The sequence below is a fragment of the Streptomyces coeruleoprunus genome, assembly GCF_039542925.1.
In the GTDB taxonomy this organism is placed as follows: domain Bacteria; phylum Actinomycetota; class Actinomycetes; order Streptomycetales; family Streptomycetaceae; genus Streptomyces; species Streptomyces coeruleoprunus.
On record NZ_BAABIT010000001.1, the window covers coordinates 7,109,719 to 7,130,153 of the forward strand.

20 protein-coding genes and 1 pseudogene are annotated in these 20,435 nt (G+C 73.0%); 14 read left to right on the forward strand and 7 right to left on the reverse strand.

All coding sequences use genetic code 11. The features are described 5' to 3' along the window. Positions 1–12 precede the first annotated feature (12 nt). Complete coding sequence (locus tag ABEB09_RS31845; protein ID WP_345693378.1) at positions 13–501, reverse strand: hypothetical protein; 489 nt, start codon at positions 499–501, stop codon at positions 13–15. 207 nt (positions 502–708) lie between these two features. On the opposite strand from ABEB09_RS31845, the gene ABEB09_RS31850 reads away from it, so the two are divergent. From ABEB09_RS31850 to ABEB09_RS31900, 11 genes and pseudogenes are all read left to right on the forward strand, one after another. Further along, on the forward strand, positions 709–1,059 hold the full coding sequence (locus ABEB09_RS31850) for a gas vesicle protein GvpO (protein WP_380841383.1): 351 nt from the start codon (positions 709–711) through the stop codon (positions 1,057–1,059). A gap of 35 nt (positions 1,060–1,094) precedes the next feature. Beyond that, positions 1,095–1,565, forward strand: a complete 471-nt coding sequence (gvpJ, locus tag ABEB09_RS31855; protein WP_380841348.1) for a gas vesicle protein GvpJ — start codon at positions 1,095–1,097, stop codon at positions 1,563–1,565. A gap of 2 nt (positions 1,566–1,567) precedes the next feature. Next, the gene (locus tag ABEB09_RS31860) at positions 1,568–2,281 is read left to right on the forward strand and encodes a GvpL/GvpF family gas vesicle protein (RefSeq protein WP_345694156.1); all 714 of its coding nucleotides are present in this window, start codon (positions 1,568–1,570) and stop codon (positions 2,279–2,281) included. Between the two features lie 33 nt (positions 2,282–2,314). Continuing rightward, complete coding sequence (locus ABEB09_RS31865; protein WP_345693380.1) at positions 2,315–2,578, forward strand: gas vesicle protein GvpG; 264 nt, start codon at positions 2,315–2,317, stop codon at positions 2,576–2,578. Positions 2,579–2,648: 70 nt separating this feature from the next. Next, positions 2,649–3,275 (forward strand): ABC transporter substrate-binding protein, encoded by a 627-nt coding sequence (locus ABEB09_RS31870; protein WP_345693381.1) that lies wholly within the window; start codon positions 2,649–2,651, stop codon positions 3,273–3,275. Beyond that, positions 3,268–4,422, forward strand: coding sequence for an SRPBCC family protein (locus ABEB09_RS31875; protein WP_345693382.1), 1,155 nt, complete (start codon positions 3,268–3,270; stop codon positions 4,420–4,422). The genes ABEB09_RS31870 and ABEB09_RS31875 overlap by 8 nt, the downstream gene beginning before the upstream one ends. 27 nt (positions 4,423–4,449) lie before the next feature. Beyond that, positions 4,450–4,777, forward strand: a pseudogene (locus ABEB09_RS31880) (gas vesicle protein); the annotation flags it as partial. A gap of 306 nt (positions 4,778–5,083) precedes the next feature. Next, complete coding sequence (locus ABEB09_RS31885) at positions 5,084–5,899, forward strand: GvpL/GvpF family gas vesicle protein (RefSeq protein ID WP_345693383.1); 816 nt, start codon at positions 5,084–5,086, stop codon at positions 5,897–5,899. After that, the gene (locus tag ABEB09_RS31890) at positions 5,896–6,153 is read left to right on the forward strand and encodes a gas vesicle protein (RefSeq protein ID WP_345693384.1); all 258 of its coding nucleotides are present in this window, start codon (positions 5,896–5,898) and stop codon (positions 6,151–6,153) included. Before ABEB09_RS31885 ends, ABEB09_RS31890 begins: the two co-directional genes overlap by 4 nt. 31 nt (positions 6,154–6,184) lie before the next feature. Then, on the forward strand, positions 6,185–6,598 hold the full coding sequence (locus tag ABEB09_RS31895) for a gas vesicle protein K (RefSeq protein ID WP_345694157.1): 414 nt from the start codon (positions 6,185–6,187) through the stop codon (positions 6,596–6,598). 119 nt (positions 6,599–6,717) lie between these two features. After that, the gene (locus ABEB09_RS31900) at positions 6,718–6,891 is read left to right on the forward strand and encodes a CsbD family protein (RefSeq protein ID WP_345693385.1); all 174 of its coding nucleotides are present in this window, start codon (positions 6,718–6,720) and stop codon (positions 6,889–6,891) included. A 90-nt stretch (positions 6,892–6,981) separates the two neighbouring features. Here ABEB09_RS31900 and ABEB09_RS31905 read toward each other — a convergent pair whose 3' ends face one another. Then, on the reverse strand, positions 6,982–8,928 hold the full coding sequence (locus ABEB09_RS31905; RefSeq protein ID WP_345693386.1) for a transglycosylase domain-containing protein: 1,947 nt from the start codon (positions 8,926–8,928) through the stop codon (positions 6,982–6,984). A gap of 178 nt (positions 8,929–9,106) precedes the next feature. Here ABEB09_RS31905 and ABEB09_RS31910 point away from each other — a divergent pair, with 178 nt between their 5' ends. Together ABEB09_RS31910 and ABEB09_RS31915 are read left to right on the forward strand one after the other, a co-directional pair. Further along, positions 9,107–10,054: an SMP-30/gluconolactonase/LRE family protein gene (locus ABEB09_RS31910; RefSeq protein WP_345693387.1), complete on the forward strand. Its 948-nt coding sequence runs from the start codon at positions 9,107–9,109 to the stop codon at positions 10,052–10,054. A gap of 207 nt (positions 10,055–10,261) precedes the next feature. Further along, positions 10,262–10,741 carry a cupin domain-containing protein gene (locus ABEB09_RS31915; RefSeq protein ID WP_345693388.1) on the forward strand — a complete coding sequence of 160 codons (480 nt, stop codon included), beginning with the start codon at positions 10,262–10,264 and terminating at the stop codon, positions 10,739–10,741. Here the strand turns inward: ABEB09_RS31915 and ABEB09_RS31920 are convergent. Then, positions 10,735–11,691: a hypothetical protein gene (locus ABEB09_RS31920; RefSeq protein WP_345693389.1), complete on the reverse strand. Its 957-nt coding sequence runs from the start codon at positions 11,689–11,691 to the stop codon at positions 10,735–10,737. The genes ABEB09_RS31915 and ABEB09_RS31920 overlap by 7 nt on opposite strands. A 505-nt stretch (positions 11,692–12,196) precedes the next feature. Between ABEB09_RS31920 and ABEB09_RS31925 the strand changes: the two genes are divergently transcribed. Continuing rightward, positions 12,197–13,486, forward strand: coding sequence for an ROK family transcriptional regulator (locus tag ABEB09_RS31925; RefSeq protein ID WP_345693390.1), 1,290 nt, complete (start codon positions 12,197–12,199; stop codon positions 13,484–13,486). A 22-nt stretch (positions 13,487–13,508) separates the two neighbouring features. On the opposite strand, the gene ABEB09_RS31930 is transcribed toward ABEB09_RS31925, so the two are convergent. The 4 genes from ABEB09_RS31930 to ABEB09_RS31945 form a co-directional block, all read right to left on the reverse strand. Further along, complete coding sequence (locus ABEB09_RS31930; RefSeq protein WP_345693391.1) at positions 13,509–16,583, reverse strand: glycoside hydrolase family 3 protein; 3,075 nt, start codon at positions 16,581–16,583, stop codon at positions 13,509–13,511. 118 nt (positions 16,584–16,701) lie between these two features. Next, positions 16,702–18,612, reverse strand: a complete 1,911-nt coding sequence (locus ABEB09_RS31935) for a lectin (RefSeq protein WP_345693392.1) — start codon at positions 18,610–18,612, stop codon at positions 16,702–16,704. Positions 18,613–18,827: 215 nt separating this feature from the next. Continuing rightward, complete coding sequence (locus ABEB09_RS31940; RefSeq protein ID WP_345693393.1) at positions 18,828–19,253, reverse strand: ATP-binding protein; 426 nt, start codon at positions 19,251–19,253, stop codon at positions 18,828–18,830. A gap of 4 nt (positions 19,254–19,257) precedes the next feature. Continuing rightward, positions 19,258–20,136, reverse strand: a complete 879-nt coding sequence (locus ABEB09_RS31945; protein ID WP_345693394.1) for an MEDS domain-containing protein — start codon at positions 20,134–20,136, stop codon at positions 19,258–19,260. Between the last annotated feature and the right edge of the window lie 299 nt (positions 20,137–20,435).

Sequence of the window (20,435 nt, forward strand, 5' to 3'; positions counted from 1 at the left end):
GGCGGCGGCGGACTACCAGCTGCCGTCGACCGGCAGCCAGCCCGAGTAGGCGTCCGGCAGGTAGAACTTGCCGGTGTCGCCGTCGTACCGCAGGGCGCGCAGGCGGATGTTGCCGGACTCGGCGTAGTCCTTGTCGCACGACACCCAGCGGTTGTAGCCCGACTTGTTGCGGCACGCCTCCGGAGCCCGCCCATAGTCCGTGTAGACGCCGCCGATCGCCGACATGCCGTCGGACGCGGTGTCCAGTACCCACACCACGTCCCCGTGGTGCTCGAAGCAGACCTTGGAGCCGTAGGTGGACACGCACCAGCTGTCCGGCGGCAGCGAGTACGCGGACAGGGTCCTCGGGGTGCCGGTCGTGTCCGCGCCCTCGTCCGTGCCTTCGGTGAGGGTCCACGCCGGGACGTCCGTGGCGGTGTCGGCGGCGACGGCGGGGGAGGCGAGCAGCAGCGTCGCCGCCATGGCGGCGCCCAGGGCGGCCTGCGAAAGACGTATACGCATGTGAAGGTTCCTAGCGTGCCATGAACAAATCAAGAAGGGTGTGGGGAGCTTAGCGTCAAGATCACGCCACCCGGTAGCCGTGTTCCGTATCCGCGTCCGCGCGGGCCTGCCGCGTCGTGGCCAAAGCGGGGCGCGGAGGATACGGTGGAATTCAGGAAGTTTCACGAGAAACAAGTCCGTACAGGGCGAAAATGGTCCAAGAGGGTGATCGTCACGAGTGACGACACGCGCAAGAAGGAAGCCTCCGCCCACGCCGAACGCCGGTCGCGCGAACCGGACGACGCCCCGCAGGAACGGGTGCCGGCGACAGAGGCGCTGCGCCGTGCGACCGAGCAGCTCACCGAGCTGCTGGGGCGGGCCCCCGAGTCCGTCTCGGCACTCAAGCCGACGGAGGAGGGCTGGACGGCGGAGGTCGAGGTGGTCGAGCTCGAGCGGATCCCCGAGACCACCAGCGTGATGGCCAGCTACGAGGTCGTCCTGGGTCCGGGGGGCCAACTGCTGGGCTACGAGCGCGGGAAGCGCTACACGCGCGCCCAGATCGACCGGGAGGACCGCTAGCGCGGCGCCCGGCCCTTCAGCGAAGGGAAGACATTGTGACTGTGATGCAGCAGGGCGGCGCGGTACCCGGACCCGGCGGAGGGTCGGGGAACCTCTACGACGTCCTGGAGCTGGTCCTCGACCGGGGCCTCGTCATCGACGCCTTCGTCCGGGTGTCCCTCGTCGGAATCGAACTCGCCAAGATCGACGCACGTGTCGTGGCGGCGAGTGTCGACACGTACCTGCGCTTCGCCGAGGCCTGCAACCGCCTCGACCTGGAGACCGGCCGCAAGGCCCCCGCGCAGCTCTCCGACATCGTGGAGGACACCGCCGAGGGAGGCGCCAGGGGCAAGAGCAAAGGAGCACTGACCGGCGCGGTCGAGGCGTTCACCGAGTCCCTGACCGGTGGACGCGAGGCGGAGGCGGAGGCGGAGAGAAGGCCCCGCCACGAGAAGGAGACGCACTCCCGGGACGACGGGCGACGCGAACACAGCCGCACCCGGCGTTCGTCGGAGGACGGGGGTTGACGATGCCTCTGTACGTCTACGCCATCACCGAGGAATCGCATCCGGTACGCCTCGAAGGCCTGACCGGCGTCGGCGGCTCCGGCACCCGGCTCCGGGCGGTCCGCGGGGACTCGCTGTGCGCCGTCGTCAGTGAGGCGCCGGAGGAGCTGTCCGCGGGGCGCGCGGAAGTCGAGGCGCACCACGCGGTGCAGGAACGCCTGGCGTCCGACGGCGTCACGCTGCCCCTCGGCTTCGGGTTCGTCGCCGCGGACGAGGACGCCGTCCGCGCGGTCCTGGAGCAGGGAGCCGAGCAGTTCCGGAAGCGGCTCGAAGAGCTCACCGACCGGGTGGAGTTCAACGTGAAGGGCCTCCAGGAGGAAGAGGCCGTTCTGCGGCAGGTCGTCGACGAGTCCGAACGTGTCCGGCAGTTGAACGAGGCGACCCGGGAAGGCGGCGGAACCTACGAGGAGCGGCTCGAACTCGGCCAGCTCGTCGCACAGGAGGTGCAGGCACGGCAGGACGCCCTGGCCGGATCGGTGCTCTCCGCGCTGCGGCCGCACGCCTATGCCGAGAACCTGTCCGAGCCGTCCCAGCAGTACTTCGTGAACGTCTCGTTCCTCGTCGACCGGGATCGTGCCGACGCGTTCGCGAAGGCCGCCGAAGAACTGGCGAAGAGCCAGGCCGAAGGAGTCGAACTCCGGGTCCGGGGCCCGTTGCCGCCGTACAGCTTCGCCTGACCCGGCCCGTTCGCCCGCGACCAGGGAGGCGCCGTGGGACTGCTGATCGAGATCCTCGCGCTGCCCCTCGCTCCGCTGAGAGGGGTCGGCTGGGTGCTCGACAAGGTCGTGCAGGCCGCCGAGCAGGAGTACTACGACCCCAGCCCCGTCCAGGAGGCACTGGCCGGGCTGGAGCGGGCCCGGGAGGCGGGCGACATCGACGAGGAGGAGTTCGCGCACCGAGAGGAGCAGCTCCTGGAGCGGCTCGAAGAGATCAGGGCCTACCAGCTTCGCAGGGCCGGCCCGGGCGGCCTGTGAACCGGCGACCGCCTCCCCTCCCGCGATCACCGGGCGGCGGAGGCGGCCGAGGGGCGAGGAGAGAACCGGCATGATGAACAACACCAAGATCGGCACCGCCATAGTCGGAGGCTATGTGCTGGGCCGCACGAAGAAGGCCAAGCTCGCTCTCGGGCTGGCCCTGGCCTTCGCGGGATCGCGTGTCAAGCCCGGCGAGCTGGGCAGGTCCCTCGCCCGGTCACCCTTCCTGAGCAACGTCAACGAGCAGGTTCGCGGCGAGCTGGCCAGTGCCGGCAAGGCGGCCGCGACCACGGTGCTGAGCGCCAAGGCCGAGCGCCTTGCCGACGCCCTGCACCAGCGGACGGAGGGTCTGCGGGGAGGGAGCCGCGACGAGGACGAGGGCCGCCGGGAGCGCGTGGACGAGGACGAGGACGAGCGGGGCCGGCGGGGCGAGGAGGAGCCCGAGGAGTACGGGCCCGAGGAACCCGAGGCCGAGGAGCCGGAGGAGCCGGAGGAGGCCGACGAGGCCGAGGAACCGGAGGAGGCCGAGGAGCCGGAGGAGCCCCGTGCCCGGCGGACCGCGTCCCCGCACCGGACCACGACCGCGGCACCGAAGAAGACCGCGGGCACGGCCCGGCGGACGACGGCCAAGGCATCCGCGTCGCCCACGCCGAGGGGGACCCGTTCGAGGAGTGCGAGGAGGCGGGACGATGGCTGACGACAAGGGCGGGCGGAGCGAGAGGAGCGGGGTGCTGCGCAATCCCGGCTCCCACCGGCTCACGCAGGAACTGGAGGCCTACCTCGAAGCACGGCTCGACAAGGCGCTGACCGGCGTCGGCCACCGCATGGGAGCGGCGGCGGCCAGACTGGGCACGGCGCCCATGGGCCCGCGCGCCCTGACCCACGCCCTGGGCCGGAGCGGCAGGAAGCTGGCGGAGCGCGCTTCCCCCGGTGCCACGGCGCTCACCTCGGCCGCCTCGCACGTCGCGGACACCGCCACGCACGCCAAGGACACCGCCTCCCACGCGAAGGACGCGGTGGTGGACAAGGTCAAGGAGGCGACCGGGAGGACCCCGGACGCCCACCACGCCGCCCCCGACGGCGGCCGCAGGACCATGACGGTCATCGAGGACATCGACGTCGGCGTCCCGGTGCGCGAGGCGTACGACCAGTGGACCCAGTTCCAGGAGTTCAGCCGGTTCGCCAAGGGCGTGGTGGACGTCGAGCAGGAGGACGACACCACGACCCGGTGGGAAGTGAAGATCGCCAAGGCCACCCGGGCGTTCCAGGGCCATATCACCGAGCAGGTCCCCGACGAGCGCATCGCCTGGACCTCCGAGGGCGCGAAGGGCACCACCAAGGGCGTCGTCACGTTCCACCCCCTCGGCGAGAACCTCACCAAGGTGCTCCTCGTCATGGAGTACTTCCCCAAGGGCATCGTCGAGAAGGCGGGCAGCCTCGTACGCGCCCAGGGCCGGCGCGCCCGGCTCGACCTCAAGGCGTTCCGGACGTTCGTCATGCTGCGGGGCGAGGCCACGGGCGGCTGGCGCGGCGAGATCCACGGCGGCGAGGTCGTCCGCGGGCCCGACGAGGGGGGCGACCGGTCCGGCGAGGAGGCGCGTGGCGGCCGCGACGAGACCCCGGACGGCGAGGAGTACGAGGACGAGGAGTTCGAGGACGACGAGGAGGCGGAGGACAGGGACGCGGACGACGCGTACGAGGAGGAGGACGAGGACGAGTACGAGGAGGACCGGGAGGACGAGGACGAGCCGGGGGACCGGTACGAGGACCGGGACGAGGGCTACGCCGGCGGCGGGGAGGACGACGGGAAGCCGCCGCGCCGGCGCGCGGCGCGGAAGCGCTGAGGGCAAGGGATCGAGGTCGAGTCCGCCGTGACCGCATCCGACTCCCCCGGCGCCTCGCCCGCGCGGGCGCTGACCCCGTACGGCCAGGCACAGGGCGCCAACCTCGCCGACATCCTGGAGCGCGTGCTCGACAAGGGCATCGTCATCGTCGGCGACATCCGGATCAACCTGCTCGACATCGAGCTCCTCACCATCCGGCTCCGCCTGCTCGTCGCCTCGGTCGACAAGGCCAGGGAGATCGGCATCGACTGGTGGGAGCGCGATCCCGCCCTGTCGTCACGGGCCGACGGCTGGGAGGAGCTGGAGGACGAGAACGAGCGCCTGCGCGCCGAAGTGAGGGCGCTGCGCGCACGCGGCAGGCCCCGGGCGGAACTGCACGAGGGTGCGACGAGCCGGCGCCGCCGGCCCGCCGAGAGGACCCAGGACAGGTCCGCCGACAGGTCTGTCGAGAGGTCCGCCGACAGGTACGGCGACAGGTCAGCCGACAGGTCGGCCCACAGGTCCGCCGACGGGGACGACGACTTCCCCGCGGACGCCGACGACCGCGACACCGGCGCCCGCACGGACGACGGCACACGTGGCGAACGGCGCGGGGCCGCCGGGCCGAGGACGAGGAGGCGTGAACCGGCCACCCGGGACGAGGAGCGGCGGAGTTGACGCCATGGACGGACAGCTGAGCTACGCGTACGCCGTGGTACGCCCGGTCGATGTGCTGGAGCAGCGCGCCCTGCGGGGCGTCAGCGGCGTCGCGGGCGGGCCCGTGCGGCTCCTGCGGGCCGGCGGGGTGGCGGCCGCGGTCAGCTCCGTACCGGAGGCCGGCTACTCGGAAGCGGCCCTGAAGGTGCACCTGGAGGACCTCGACTGGCTGGAAGCGGTGGCAAGGGCTCACCACTCGGTCGTCGAGGTCCTGGCCGCGCACACCACGGTCCTGCCCCTGCGTCTGGCGACGGTCTATCTCGACGACGCGCGGGTCCGTGACGTCCTGCGCCAGGGGGAGGAGACGTTCACGAGGATGCTGGACCGGCTCGCCGACAGCGTGGAGTGGGGGGTCAAGGTCTACGCGGAGCCACCGGGCGACTCCGGGGACCCCGCCTCCTCGCAGGCCGCCCCGGCGGACGAACCCGATCCGGGGCGGGCCTACCTGCGACGCCGCCGGCAGCAGCACCACGCGCGGGAGGCGACGTGGTCGGCCGCCGCCGAAGCCGTACGCCGGATCGAGGCCGAGGCGGGCGAGCTGGCCCTGGCGCATGCGCGCCACCGTCCGCAGCAGGGACGGCTCGCCGTCGGCGCCGGCGAGAACGTCGCCAATGACGCCTACCTCGTACCCGCCGGCCGTTCCGGTGACTTCCGCGCGCGGGTGCTGCGGTCGGCGGAGGGCCTGCCGGGAGTGCGCGTGGAGATCACGGGGCCGTGGGCTCCGTACTCCTTCGCCACCCTGTCCGGACCGGAGGAGCCGGAAGGGGCGGGACAGCCGTGACGGCGCGGGACGTGTCCGGGCTCCCCGGGCGGCAGGTGGCCCTGATCGACCTGCTGGACCGGCTGCTGAGCGGCGGTGTCGTGCTGACCGGTGACCTCGTCCTGTCGATCGCGGACGTCGATCTGGTGCGGATCTCGCTGCGTGCCGTCATCGTCGCCGTGGGCGGCGACGCGTGGGCGCTGACGCCCCTGGTGCCGGAAGCGACCGTGGAAACGGAGGGAGGCGACCGTGTCCGTCCCCTCGGACCGGCCTGACGCCCACCGCCCCGACGACGGCGACCGCCCGGTGGTCGCCGCCCCGGGCCTCGGCCGCCCGGACGTCGACCGCCGGCGGGAGGTGGCCGACGCCGCTCGGCGCGCCTTCTCCCTGCTGCCGGCCCGCGCCGACGAGGTCTCGCCGTTCGACGGCAGCCGGGGGCGGGGCGGCGCGGCACGGCGCCTCCGGACCGATCCCGAGACCGTGGAACGCGACCTCCTCAAGCTCGTCCTGACGATCGTGGAGCTGCTGCGCCAGCTCATGGAGCGGCAGGCCCTCCACCGGGTCGACCAGGGTGATCTCACCGAGGAGCAGGAGGAGAGGCTCGGCCTCACGCTGATGGTCCTGCACGACCGGATGGCCGAACTGTGCGAGCGCTACGACCTCACGCTGGAGGACCTCAATCTCGACCTGGGACCCCTCGGCACCCTTCTGCCTCCCTGATCGATACCCCCCCAGGAAATTCCGGAGTAATTGTTCCGGACGGGGGAAGCAGAAATGTGAACGATTTCCGCGCCCGTGGCAGAACCGCCGCCGCGTGGAATCCGTACTGGAGGTTCCTTATGGCTGCCGGAAAGAAGGCAAAGAACATCGGAAAGACCGCCAAGGGCAAGGCCAAGGAGGTCACCGGCAGGGCTGTCGGCAACGAGAGCCTCGAAATCAAGGGACGGGCGGAGCAGGTCGAGGGCGACGCCAAGCAGACAGGACAGAAGGCCAAGGACACGCTCAAGCACTGACGTGATTCGCCTGATTTCGCGACCTCCCACGGTTTTACCGAAGGCCGGGCGGTCGGCGGTGTGAACCCCGCCGACCGCCCGTCAACGTTCTCAGTCCGTGCCCTGGCCGCCGCCCGCCTTCATGTACGAGGACCACACCCGCTGGGACAGCGCGTCGGCCTGCCGCTGCCGCGAGCCGTCCTCGGCCGCCTCGTCGAGCGGCAGCAGCCCGCCGTCGCCGGACCTGCTGCGGAACACGGTCACCGCCGTCGAAAGCCCCTCGCCGTAGCCGACGAACCACGCCGCCGGCAGCCGGTCGCCCGCATCCGTACGCCCCGCCGCGATCGGCCCCAGCGCGCTCAGCGTCTCCGGGTCCACGGCGTCCACGGCCACGTCCCGCAGCGCCCGCGAGACCTCCCGGGCCACGTCCGGCTCCAGCACCTGCCGGGCGGTCGGCCGTTCGAGCCGGTCCAGACGTGCGCCCTGATAGCTCACCTCGGTCACCGAGTGCGGCTCCGTCCGCCGGCCACCCCCGGCGAACGTGGCGTACGCCCCCGCCATGCGGATGGCGCTCGGCGTGGACGTCCCCGTCGCGAACGACGGGTCCGGCGCGGCCAGGCTGCGCGGCAGCAGCCCGCTGTCGACCGCGAGGTCGCGCACCCGGCTCGGGCCGACGTCCGCGCCCAGCCGGCGGAACATCTCCTGATCGCCCCGCACCAGCGCGCGGCGCAGCGCCGGCGCGCCGTCCTCCGGGCCGCCGCCGTCGCCCGCTCCGTGCCGGAGGGCGGCCGCCATGACGAACGGCGTGAACGCCGAGCCGACCGGGACGCCGGCCGTGTCGGCGTTGTTGCTGAAGTGCCGGGTGGCGTCCGGGCCGCCGTACAGCGCCAGCACGGCACCGTCGGCGGGCCGGACGGCGGCCGCGCCGACCTGCAGGTCGGGGTCGGAGGCTCCGGAGGAAGCCGCGGGCGAAACCCCCGGCGCCCGCACGCCGCCCTCGCCCGGCGCGCCGGCGCCGTCAGCGCCCTCCGGGCCACCAGCGGCGCCGGCGCCGTCGACCCCGCCCGTCACGCCCTCCACGGCCCGCCGCAGCCGTTCGACCTCGACGCGGTCGAACGTCGTCCGCACCCGGAAGCCGCCGCGGCCCAAGTCCTCCGCGGTCAGCCCCATGCGGTTGCGCAGGTCCTTGTTGGCCGCGTCCACCAGGTAGCCGGTCTGCCCCGCCAGGTCGCCGGCCGCCGCTCGCGGCCGCGGTTCCGGGAACACGGTGTACGAGGCGCGCTCGGCACGTGTCATGAGCCCGAGCTCCACCTGCCGGTCCAGGACGTACCGCCACCGCGCCTCCGCCCGGCGCCGGTGCGCCTCGCCCAGCGCCGGGTCGTACAGGTCCCCGCCCTTGAGCAGCGCGGCCAGCAGGGCGCCCCGGGACGGGTCGAGGTCGTGGACGTCGGTGCCGTAGTAGGCGACCGCCGCGGCCTGCACCCCGTAGGCGTTCCGGCCGAACCAGCTGGTGTTGAGGTAGCCCTGGAGGATCTCCTCCTTGGACAGTGTCCGCGACAGCTTGACCGCCAGGCACAGTTCGCGGAACTTGCGCGTCAGCGTCTGCTCCTGTGTGAGGAAGGTGTTCTTCACGTACTGCTGGGTGATCGTGGAGCCGCCCTGCACCTCGCCGCCCCGCGCCATGGCGACCGCCGCGCGTGCCAGGCCGCGCACGGAGAAGCCGGGGTCGGTGTAGAACGTGGCGTTCTCGGTGGCGATCACGGCGTTCTGGAGGGACGGCGGGACGTCGGACAGGGGCACGTTCTGCCGGTTGACCGGGCCGACGCTCGCCATCTGCGTGCCGTCGGCCCACAGGTAGACGGTGGCCTCCGACCGGGCCTCCGCGTTCGCGTCGGGGATGGGCGTCGTGACGTAGAACCAGCCGACCAGACCGGCGACCCCGGTCACGGACAGCAGGAACAGGGCGGCGAGCTGCCGCCACGACGGCAGGAACCGCGCGTACCCGCGCCGCCCCCGGCGCGGGTAGTCGACCCTGATCAGTCCCCTGGAGCGCAACACGATCGAGGCTCTCCTTCGTACGGCGAGGATGTGCCTCCTCTCCTACGGGGCGGGCGGCCCGGCCGTTCACCGAACACACCTGTCTGAAAAACCCTTCTAGAACCTGATTCGACATCCGGGCTAGGGTCGCCGATGACGTCCCGCTGACGTCCACGACGTCCACGGAGGGAGACACACCATGACCCCGACGAGGCGCGGCCTGGTGGCGGGCCTGCTGTCGCTGCTGCTGACGGCCCTCGCCCAGCCACCCGCGACCGCCGCCCCGCCGCCGGCGACCGCGGCACTGGAGGCGTGCGGGCGGCGCGTGACCACCGAGGTGTTCCGGCAGGGCGCGGTACCCCTCCTGGACTGGCGGGAGAACCTGGAGTTCGACGGCCACGGCACCCTCTGGGTCGCGCACATCACGGCCGGCCGGGTCGAGGGCTACGGCCCCGACGGCACGCTCAGGACCACCGTGCCGGTGAACGGCCCCGGCGGCATCCGGCGCGGCCCGGACGGCTTCATGTACGTCAACTTCGGCGTGAACCCGTTCACTTCGCCGCTCAGCGGCGGCGCGGGCATCGTTCGGTTCGATCCGCGCGCCGCTCACCCGGAGCCCGAGACGGTCGTCTCGGGTCTCTCCGGCATCAACGGCCTCGCGATCGACCCTCAGGGCAACTTCTACGTCAGCCGTGAACTCGCCACCGGGGTCCTCAAGATCCGCCCGGACGGCACCCGGGACGAGCAGTGGACCGGTGCCGCCTCCGTCTTCGGCACCAACGGCCTGGAAATCGTCGGCGACCAGCTCTACGCGAGCGTCATCTCCAGCACCGCGTCGCCGGTCGTCCGCATCCCGCTGGCGGACCCGGCTCGCCACACCACGGTCGCCGAACTGACCCCGAACCCCCTCCACGCCAAGGTCCTGGACGACCTCACGTCCTTCGACGGCGCCCTGGTCGTCGCCGCCTTCCGCACCGGGGAACTCCTCCGCGTCGACCCGGCCACCGGCCGCTCCTGCGTCCTGGCCTCGGGCCTGCGCATGCCCTGCAGCGTCCGCGTCCCGCTCGCCTTCCCCGGCCACGACCCGCGCCGCACCCTCTTCATCACGGAGGCCTCGGGCCGCATCGTGAAGGTGACGGTCGACTGAGGGCAGTCGCCCGAGGCGAAACGAGGGCCGCGTGCGTGTGCCCGCGCGCCGTGGCCCTCAGGACCGGGCGACAGGCGCACCGCGCGCCGTGCCACGGCGACGTACGACCGCCGGAACTCCATGCGCACGGAACGGCACCCGCTTCCCCGGCCACCGTACGGTCGGCGCGTAGGGTGTCGGCAGGGGCGAGCTCAGCGAGGTGGCGGCATGCGGGACTGGAAGCGGCAGCTCGGGCTGGAGCCGCATCCCGAGGGCGGGTACTTCCAGCGGATCTACACCAGCCCCCGCACCACCACGACACCGGCGGGTCCGCGCCCGGTCGCGAGTTCGATCCACTACCTGCTCACGCGGGAGGAACCGCGCGGGCGGCTGCACCGCAACCGCAGCGACATCCTGCACTTCCTCATCGACGGCGGCCCCGTCGAGTACGTCACCCTCACCCCGGACGGCACGCTGGAACGGGTCACGCTCCAGGCGGGCACGCGCCACTTCCTCGCCGTCCCCGGTGAGGTGTGGAAGGCCTCCCAGCTCATCGACGGCGCGCCCTACGCCCTGGTCGTGGAGGTCGTCACCCCCGGCTTCGACTACGCCGACCACCGGTTCGCCACCCCGGCCGACATCGCCCGCCTCCCCGCCGACGTGCGGGAGGCGCTGGCTCCGTTCCTGCCCGTCACACCCCGTCAGTAGTACGGTCCCTGCGGGAACATGTGCCCCGGCGGGAACGGGTCGATCGGTTCCGGCTGCCGCGTGGCGGCCTCGCCGCGGGCCTCTGCCAGGCGCGTCGGCCACTCCACGACCCAGACGAACGCCGCCACCCCCACCAGCGGCCAGAAGCCGTCGACGTACAGCCGCGGCTCCATGAAGGGCACCGCCTGGAGGACCGCCCACAGCACCAGGGCCCGGATCGACACCAGCACCAGCGACGCCAGGCCGGGCACGGGCAGCGTCAGCGTGAACCGCGGCGCCAGGCGCATGACGCACACCACCGCGACCAGAAGCAGCACCTGCTGCCACAGCGGCGCGGCACCGAGCCGGACGCCGTCCAGGAGCCACGCCGCGAGCGCGACCCCGGCCACGCCCAGGACGACCCCCGCGAGCGCACCCCTGGCCGCCGCCGCGGAGCGCTTCAGGAACAGGCCGAACACCGCGAGGGCGGCCGACGCCACGGCCCCCGCGACGACACCGGCCACCACGGTCGGCGCCTGCCCCGACAGCTCCACGGGCAGCCCGGCCTCCGCGGAGAGCCGTACGCCCGCCCACAGCCCGAGCAGGAACACCACCGTGTCGGCCACCAGCTGGAGCAGGATGCTCAGCGTCATGATCACCATGTAGCGCCGCATCGGCGCGAAGAACTCCCATTCGGAGGCGTTCCAGTCCGGCTCGCGCGCCATTCCCCGCTGGGCCTTCACCGCCGCCTTCCGCAGCAGCCGTCCGGCGGGCCACGTGACGACCAGCACCACCGCGGTGGCCACAGCCGCCGTGAGCGCCACGGCGGCCGGCTGCCGGGCGGCCGACCCCGTCAGCCGGAAGTCGACGACGAGGAGGCAGGCGACCCACACCCCCAGCGCCGTGGCGGCGAACCGCCGCCCCACGACCAGCGTCTGCCGCCCCGGACGTCCACCGGCACGCTTCGTCATCCCGTCGTCCCCCGTCCTCCTCGACGCCCGACGCCTCCCGCGTGACACAACTCCCGAAGTGAGCCTGCCCGTTGGAGGCCGTCAGGACGCGGCCGTCATGGGGTGCGATGTGCGGTGGTGGCGGAGCGGGTGGCGGGAGCGGAGGCGGCACCGCCGACAGCGGCGGCCCACCCGTGCGCAGCCGGGCAAGGGTCAGCTCCGCGCGGCATCTCGTCTGAGCAGGGCAGAAACGGCCCCGCCGGGCCCCCGCTTCGGGCACGCCCGGCGGTGCTGGGCGTGCGGCCGACCCGGGCTCGGCAGGCTCCTCCCGCCGGATACGACGGCCCGCTCGCGCGCCGCCGCCGGGCAGCCGGGGCGGCCCCCCGCTCCGGACGGGGTGTCCGTCGCCCCACGCCTCTCGCCTCTCACGGCTTGAATCAGGACGCGAGTTAAGCTTCCGCCGAGGTAACGAACGGCCGGAACCACACCGCAGCCCGTGCATCCCGGGCGGCCGGAGGGGCGACACATGGCGGCAAGATCGGGGCGTACGGTCAACGACCTGCGCCGCAGCAACCGCGCGGCCGTCCTGCGGCGGCTCTACTTCGACGGGCCCATGAGCCGCCAGACCCTCGGCCCCGCGACGGGGCTCAGCTCCGGGACCATCAGCAACGTCGTCGGCGACCTCCTCGCCGACGGCCTCGTCGAGGAGGCCGGGAGCGTCGACTCGGACGGCGGCCGCCCCCGCATCCTCCTGCGCGTCGCCCCGGCCGCCGGGTACCTGATCGGCGTCGACGTGGGGGAGACCCGCGTCAGGGTCGAGCTGTTCGACCTCGCCCTCACCGAACTCGCCCGCAGGGAAACCCCCGTGACGGGCGACGAGTACGACGTCGACCACGTCGTGGGGCACGTGCGCGACGGCGTCCACGACGTGCTGCGGCAGGCCGGAGTCACCCCCGACCGCCTGGCCGGCGTCGGCGTCGGGGTGCCCGGCATCGTGGCGGCCGCCGCCGGGCAGGGCGCCGTGGTCCACGGTCAGACGATCGGCTGGGACGCCGTACCCCTGGAACAGCGCCTCCGCGCGGCCTGCGGGCTACCCTCCGGCGTGCCCTTCCTCATCGAGAACGGCGCGAGGACGCTCGGGCAGGCGGAGATGTGGTTCGGAGCCGGCCGCGGCGCCGCGAGCGCGGCCGTGGTCCTCCTCGGCTCCGGGGTGGGCGCGTGCCTCGTCACGGACGTGGCGCGGCAGGGCAGGGCCCTGGAGTGGGGACACCTCACGATCGCCGTCGGCGGCCGACGCTGCCGTTGCGGCGCGCCCGGCTGCCTGGAGGCCTACGCGGGCGCGGCCGCCCTGATCGAGCGGTGGCGGGAGGCGGGCGGGCGTGTCCCGGCGGGCGCCGACGAGGAGACGGCCCTCGGCGCGCTGGCCGACGCCGCCTTCCCCGCCGCCGGCGGCGACCCGGACCCGGCGGCGGCCGCGGTGCTCGCGCGGACCGCCGAGTACCTCGGGGCCGGCCTTTCCGGGCTCATCAACCTCTTCCAGCCCGAACGCGTCCTGGTCGGCGGATGGGCGGGACTGCGGCTCGGGGCGCGTTTCCTCGCCGACGTCCGCGCGCACGCCCTCGCCTATTCGATGGCGTATCCCGCCGCACGCGTCACCATCGGGCTCGGCGCGCTGGGCCCCGACGCGGTGACCGTCGGAGCGGCGACCCTGCCCCTGGCCGGACTGCTCGACACCGGGGGCAGGCCGGAGCAGCCGGCCCGGGAAGCCGCCGCCCCCGGATGGCAGGCGGCCATCCGGGGGCGCGTACTGACCTGAACCGGCCGCGCGGCGCGGAGCCTCAGCCCGCTGCCCGGTACGCGGCGGTCAGCCGGGCGACCGCCCCCGACAGGTCACCGGTGAGCCGCAGGTGCTCGGCCTCGGCGAACGGCTTCGCCACCGCGGCCGTCATGTCCGTGCCGATCCGCTCCTGGACGATCAGGCGGGCCCTCGCGACCAGGTCCCTCGCCACACGGGAGTCCTCCTGTCCCGTCGCCTCCAGGACGCGCGCGGCCGCGGCGACGGCCCTGAGCGCGGCCTCCCCGCCCGCGGCCGGCTTCGTCAGGGTGGTCAGGCCCCAGCCGTAGGGGAACTGCGGGTCGTACACCGAGTCCCCGACGTTCACCGGGAGTTGTGCCTCGGACCGGGGCCACGTCACCGGCAGCTGGCCGGTGAACGGCCGCTTGCCGTAGAGCACGTCGGCGACCCCGTCGCCCTCGGTGCCCGGGAGCCAGGAGGCGACGAGCGCGTCGACGGCGCCGAGCCGGTCGCCGATCAGCTGCGGCCGCCCGGAGACGATCAGGACGGCGCACTCCATCGCGGCGCAGACCCTGTCGACGGCCGCCTTGTCGGCCGCGGACAGCTCCAGGTCGTGCCCGTTGCCGACATCACCCACGCCCTCCGCGTACGGCGTCTCGCCGACGACGACCACACCGACGTCATGTCCCGCGGTCGGCGCCGAGGCGTCCTTCGAGTACGTGATGTCCGCCCCGGGAGCCGCCTTCCTCATGCCCTCCAGGATCGTCGTCCCGGTGGTGATCCGCCCCGATGAGCCCTGCCAGCTGATCGTCCAGCCACCGGACTGGTTGCCGAGGTCGTCGGCGTTCGACCCGGCCACGTACACCTTCTGGGACGGCCGCAGCGGCAGCAGCGCGCCCTCGTTCTTCAGCAGCACCTGCGATGTGGCGGCGGCCTCGCGCGCCACGGCCCGGTGCGCCGGCGAGCCGATCTCCTCCAGGTGGGTGGTGTCGGCGTACGGCTTCTCGAACAGCCCCAGCCGGAACTTCTGGGTGAGGATCCGGGACACGGCGTCGTCGATGCGGGCCCCGCCGATCCGGCCGGCCGTCACCTCGTCCTTCAGGGCCGTGACGAAACCGGGGTAGTCGGTCGGCACCATGATCATGTCGAGGCCGGCGTTGACGGACGTGCGGACGTCACTGGGATAGTCGCCGGGGATCTGGTCGATGGCCTGCCAGTCGCTGATCACGAAGCCGTCGAACCCCATGCGGCCCTTGAGCACACCGTTGATCATGGCGGCGTTGGCGTGCATCTTCACCGGGCCCGCGTCGTCGCCGATGACGTCGAGCGAGGAGTACGAGGGCATCACCGTGCCGGTGCCGCGCTTGACGGCCTCGGCGAACGGCGCCAGGTGCACCGCCTCCAGCTCCTCCCGGGTCACCTTGGTGACGCCCTGGTCGATGGTGTACGAGCCGGTGGCCGACGACCCGAACGCGGTGCCGCCGTCGCCGACGAAGTGCTTGGCGCTGGTGAGCACCTTGTCGTTGCGGGACAGGTCCTTGCCCGACGCGGCGCCCTGCATCCCCTCGATGACGGTCTCCATGGCGGTGACCAGCGCGGGGTCCTCGCCGAACGCCTCGTACGAGCGGCCCCAGCGCTCGTCGCGCGTGACGCACAGGCACGGGGCGAAGTCCCAGGGGATGCCGGTCGCGCGGACCTCCTTCGCCGTGACGGCGCCCGCCCTGCGGGCCAGGTCCGGGTCACGGCCCGCGCCGATGCCGATGTTGTGCGGCATGATCGTGGAGCCGACCACGTTGTTGTGGCCGTGCACCGCGTCCACGCCGTAGATCAGCGGGATCTGGAACCGGGTGGCCCGTGCGCGCAGTTGATACGCGTCGATCATCCGCGCCCAGGACTCGGGCGTGTTCGGGTTCGGCACCGAGCCGCCGCCGGACAGCAGCGAACCCAGGCCGTACGCGGCGATGTCGCCCTGCGAGCGCAGCGCGCCCCGCTCGGCCTGCGTCATCTGGCCGGCCTTCTCCGCGAGGGTCATCCGCGACAGCAGGTCGGCCACGCGCTTGCGCACCGGGAGCCGCGCGTCCAGATACGGCAGCCCGTGGGCGTTCACGACGACCTGCGGCTGCTCGGCCGGAGCCTTCGCGCCGGTGACGGTGAGCCGGACCGGGACGGTCTCGGCGGGCTCCGCCGCACCGTCCTCGCGCGTGCGCACGACGATCGTGCGGGTCGCGCCGGAGGGGGTGCCCGCCGGGAAGGTGAAGGTGCCGGAGACGGGCGTGTAGTCCTCGCCCGGCCGGGCGGTGCCGCCTTCGGTGCCGTACGCCACGGTCACGGGCGCGTCCAGCGGGCGGGACCCCGTGGTGGCCACGGAGACGTCGACCCGCGCGGCGCCGCCCTCGTCCACCGGATGGACGGCCGCGCCGGCGACGACCGAGGCGCTGAGGGCCGGGTCGGCCTGTCCGTACAGCTCCAGGCCGTCGACGGCGAAGGTGCCGGGCGCGCCCGGCGGCAGCGTGACGGCGTACCCCCACATCTCCTTCAGGCCGAGGACCTGGTCGATGCCGCCCACCGGCTGGTAGTCGGTGCGGTACTGAAAGGTGGTGAAGGGCAGTTCGACGAGGTGCCAGCCCGACCAGTCGTCGGTGAAGGACGTCGTCCACAGCTCGGACGCCCCGCCGCTCGTGCCGCCGTCCTTGATCTCGAAGTGGACGCGCCGGCCGGAACCGGGCGGCAGCGGAGCGGTGTTCTGCCCGTACCACCAGAAGCGCACGCCCCGGTGGCGGCTCCAGTCGTGGGCGGGCCGGTCGGTGGCGAACTCATGGCTGAAACCGCCCCAGCCACTGATGTGGTAACTGCCTTCGAGGACCTTGCCGCCCTCGGGCGCGTCCGGCCGCGCCGTGATCGTCAGGCCGGGCCGGTCGTCGGCGTCGCTGCCCCAGGTGAAGATCCCGTCCGCGGGCGGGTCCGCGAACGGGACCTCGCCCTCGAAACGGTCCACGGCGACGGGCGCCGGCTCGTCGGCGGCGGCGCCGGGCGCGGCGCCGGTGAGCAGGGCGCCCAGGACGGCTGCGGCCGCGAGGACGGCGGTGCTCGTTCTCCTGCGCGGATGTCGACGGTGCATACGGCTCCTTCGGTGGCCGGTGGGGTGGATGGGTGACGTACGCGGACGGCGCGGGCGAGCGGGCGCCGCGCGTCCGGTCGACGAGCGGCGCGGCACGTGTGTGGGCCACGCGCTCGCGCTACGAGCGGTGGAAGGTCCACTTCTGGTTGGCGCCGCCGGTGCACGACCAGATCTGGGCGCGTGCGCCGTCGGCGGAGGACTGGTCCCTGACGTCCAGGCACTTGCCGGCCGCGGTGTTGACCAGGTCGTGCGTCGAGGCGTCGTACGACCAGCGCTGCGCCCCCGTGCCGTTGCACGTGTACAGCTGGACCGGGGCGCCGTCGGCCGTCGAACCCCCGGCGACGTCGAGGCACTTGCCGAGTGCCCGGACGGAGCTGTCGGCCGCGAGCGTCCAGCGCTGGGCGGCGGTGCCGTTGCAGGAGTACAGCTGTACGGCGGTGCCGTCGGCGGTGTCCGCCCCGGCCACGTCCAGGCACTTGCCCGCCGGGCCCGTCAGCGTGCCGCTGCTCGCGGCGCCGCCGGGCGTGCCGGCCCAGGTGAACGTGGCGGTGGTGCGGGCGGGCAGGGTGTGGACGAACGACTGGTCGCCCCAGTCCACCCGCAGCGACTGCGGGCTCGTCCCCCCGTTGTGGGCGATCAGCGCCTTGGAACCGTCGGGGTTGCGCCAGGCGACGTTCTGCACCGTGCTGTTGGCGGTGGAGGCGATCCGGTACGCGCCCGGCTTCACGAACTTCGTCAGGTGCCCGGTCGTGTAGTACTCGACGGTGTAGTCGACCTGCCCGGCGCGCGGGCCGCCCTCCTGTACCGTGATCAGCCCGGTGCAGACGCCGCAGCCCCCGTTGTGCGGGCCCATGTTCTGGTTGAGCGCGAGGCTCCACTTGACCAGGCTGCCGCTCCAGTTGCGGGCGTAGCGGACGATGTCGGACAGGTCCTCGTTGTGCTGGTCGGCGATCCAGGTGCCGCCGGAGTGCTCGGTGCTGAACTGCCGCACCGCCGGGTACCGGTCGTGCACCTGCGTGCCGATCGACGGGTCCCCGGAGTAGCCGTGCCAGGCGATGCCCCCGAAGAGCGGGTCCTCGCGCACGCCGGCGTCGCCGAGGACCGCCGCACCGAACCCGGCGTAGTCGCCGTAGTTCCAGTCGTGCACGAGCACCTTGGTGGTGATCCCGGCGGCGCGGAACGCCGGGTATACGTGGTTCTTGGTGAACTCCACCAGGCCGGACGGGTTCCAATTCATGCCCGGGTAGTTCATCGCGGTGGGGTTGGAGGCATGGCAGCAGTTCGGCTCGTTCTGCACCGACAGGTAGTCGACCTCGATCCCGGCCGCCCGGTAGCTCTGCACGTACTTCACCAGGTACTGGGCGTACATCGGGTAGTACTCCCACTTGAGCCAGCCCATCCGGTCCATGCGGCCGTTGTCCTTCATCCAGCCGGGCGCGCTCCACGGCACCCCCTTCACCCGGAGCGCCGGGTTGAGCCGTTCGGCCTGCGCGGTGAGCAGCCGGACGTCGGTGTCGTAGCCGTTGGCCCCGAAGTCGCCGAGGTCGCAGCACGTGTCGTCGAGCGACACGTGGCCGGGCCGCGACAGGTCGGACGCGCCGATCGGGTTCCGTACGAAGGACAGGCCGATGCCCTCCGTCGGCGAGAACAGCTTCCGCATGACCGTGTCGCGGGTGGCGGGGCTGATCGCCCCGCCCCGCAGCAGGTACGCGGTCGTGTCGGTGATGGACGCGCCGCCGCCCTCGAACCGCTGGTAGGTGACGCCCTCGTCGACGATGACGGTGTGGCTCGCGCTGCCGCCCGACGGGCCGAAGGCGAACGACGGCTGCGGGGCGAGGCCGCGCGTGACGTTCCTGCCGCCGGCGTCCGAGGTGGTCGTCAGCCAGACGTCGACGCGCTCACCGGCGGCCAGGGCGCTGTCCGGGGTCGCGAAGGTCAGGGCGCCCGCGCCGAGGACACAGGCGGTGAGGGAGGCGAGGAGACGGACGTACCGCGTCCGGGCGGATATGGGGGACCTGCCGCTGCGCATGGTGCTCCTTGGTGGGGTCGAGGCACCGCAGATGAGTCTCACTACTTAAGTTGAGACGTGATTTAAGTAGTGAGGCTACGAGTGGTCAAGACATCTCACAGAAGCGGCGGCTTGTTGTGCACAACCTCTGAACTCAATGTGTGCGGGCGCTGGTTGACGAACCGGTACTTCCTTCAACCTGTGCAGGCGGCCGGCCCGGGGCGCGTCGTGGAGACTCAGTCCAGGCGCATCGCGAACGTCACCGTCGAACCGACCGGCTCACGGGCGACCGTGAGCCGGTCCGTGATCAGCCGCGCCAACCACAGCCCCCGCCCCGGGCAGGCGCCGTCGATGCCGGGCGCGAGCCGCGGGATGACGTCCTCGGTGAAGCCCGGGCCGCGGTCGCGGACCCGGCACTCCAGCTCCTTCGGCGTCCTGGCGAGCACCAGCACGCCCCGCCCGCCCGCGTGCCGCACGGCGTTCCCCGCCACGGCGTCCACGGCCACGACGAAGTCGCCGCGGCGCGGTTCCGCCAGGCCCGCGAGCGCGGCGTAACTGTCCACCAGTACCCGCAGTTCGGGGATGTCCGCGCCGTCGAACGCGCGGCGCATCAGGACGTGCTCGTCGGTGCCGGGCGTCCCCCCGGCCGGATCCACGGTCATGCGCCTACCTCGCCACGTCGAGGACGGACGGGTCGGCACCCAGACGCCGCAGCAGCAGAGCGTGCCCCGCGGAACACCTGATCCGTAAGGGACGGCGGGCCCCGGCCCCGTCCAGTGCCCGGACGAGCGCGGAGGCGCACTCGGCGCCCAGGAAGCCGGCCCGCAGCAGGTCGACGGTGGCGGTGCCGTCCGGCAGCGGCGCGCGCAGCAGCCCGTCCAGCGCCTCGGCGAACCGCTCGTACGTCGCGGCACCCGCCTCGCCGATGACGGCCAGCGTGGCACCGTCGCGCCGGCAGCGCAGCGCGCCCAGCGCGGGCAGCAGGTTCTGCGGGTGGGCCCGGCACATCGCGTCGAGGACCGGCTCGGGGAACCGCCGCCGGTCGTAGGCGCAGATCTCGCTGTAGAAGCCGCTGTCGAAGAGGTGCCCGGCCCGCCGCTCGCGGTCCATCATCGTGTCGAAGTCGGCGCCCAGAGCGGCGACCCACCCCATGTCGATGTACGTCCGCAGCCCGGCGTACCCCTCGGCGCGGGCGGCCTCGGTCTCCTCGACGATGCGCTGCCACTGCCGGTCCGCCGTGAACGTCCGCGTGGGCATGATCAGTTCCCGCATACTGCTCAGCTCCAGTTGCGCCCTCTCGTAGCCGGACGCGACCAGCAGGCCGGGTGCCTGCTGGAGCCGTGCGGCCACCTGTGCCTCCGTCAGCTCGGGCGGTCCGAGGACGATGACCTTCTCACCGCGGGCGAGGCCGGTCCACACGAACGCGGCGAGTACGTCCCAGCCGGGCGAGTCGCCGTCGTAACAGAGGAACGCGTGGTGCCCCAGGGCCATGTGCTGCACGGGCAGTGTGCCGGGATGGCGCTCCTCGCTGACGAGCACGCTCACTTCACCCACCCCCGAGTAACCGCCTGGTCGCTCCACCGTAGCCACAGCCGTGCGGTCCGGTGACGCCCCCGCGGCGAATGACCGTTTCTCCCGTCCCCCGTGCGCGTGTCCTCGCACGCATGTCCCCTTTTTGTCGGGTGATCACACAGTGGCGTCCGATGCCGTAGCGGCGTACCTCCGTCCAGCGGTACGGCCCAGCGTGTTCGCGCGCACGAGCCCGTGGGTCGCGATCCTCGCTCCTACCATCCCGTGCCGGTGATCCAGGCCGCTCGGCGGTCGCTCCAGAAACGCTCGGCAGT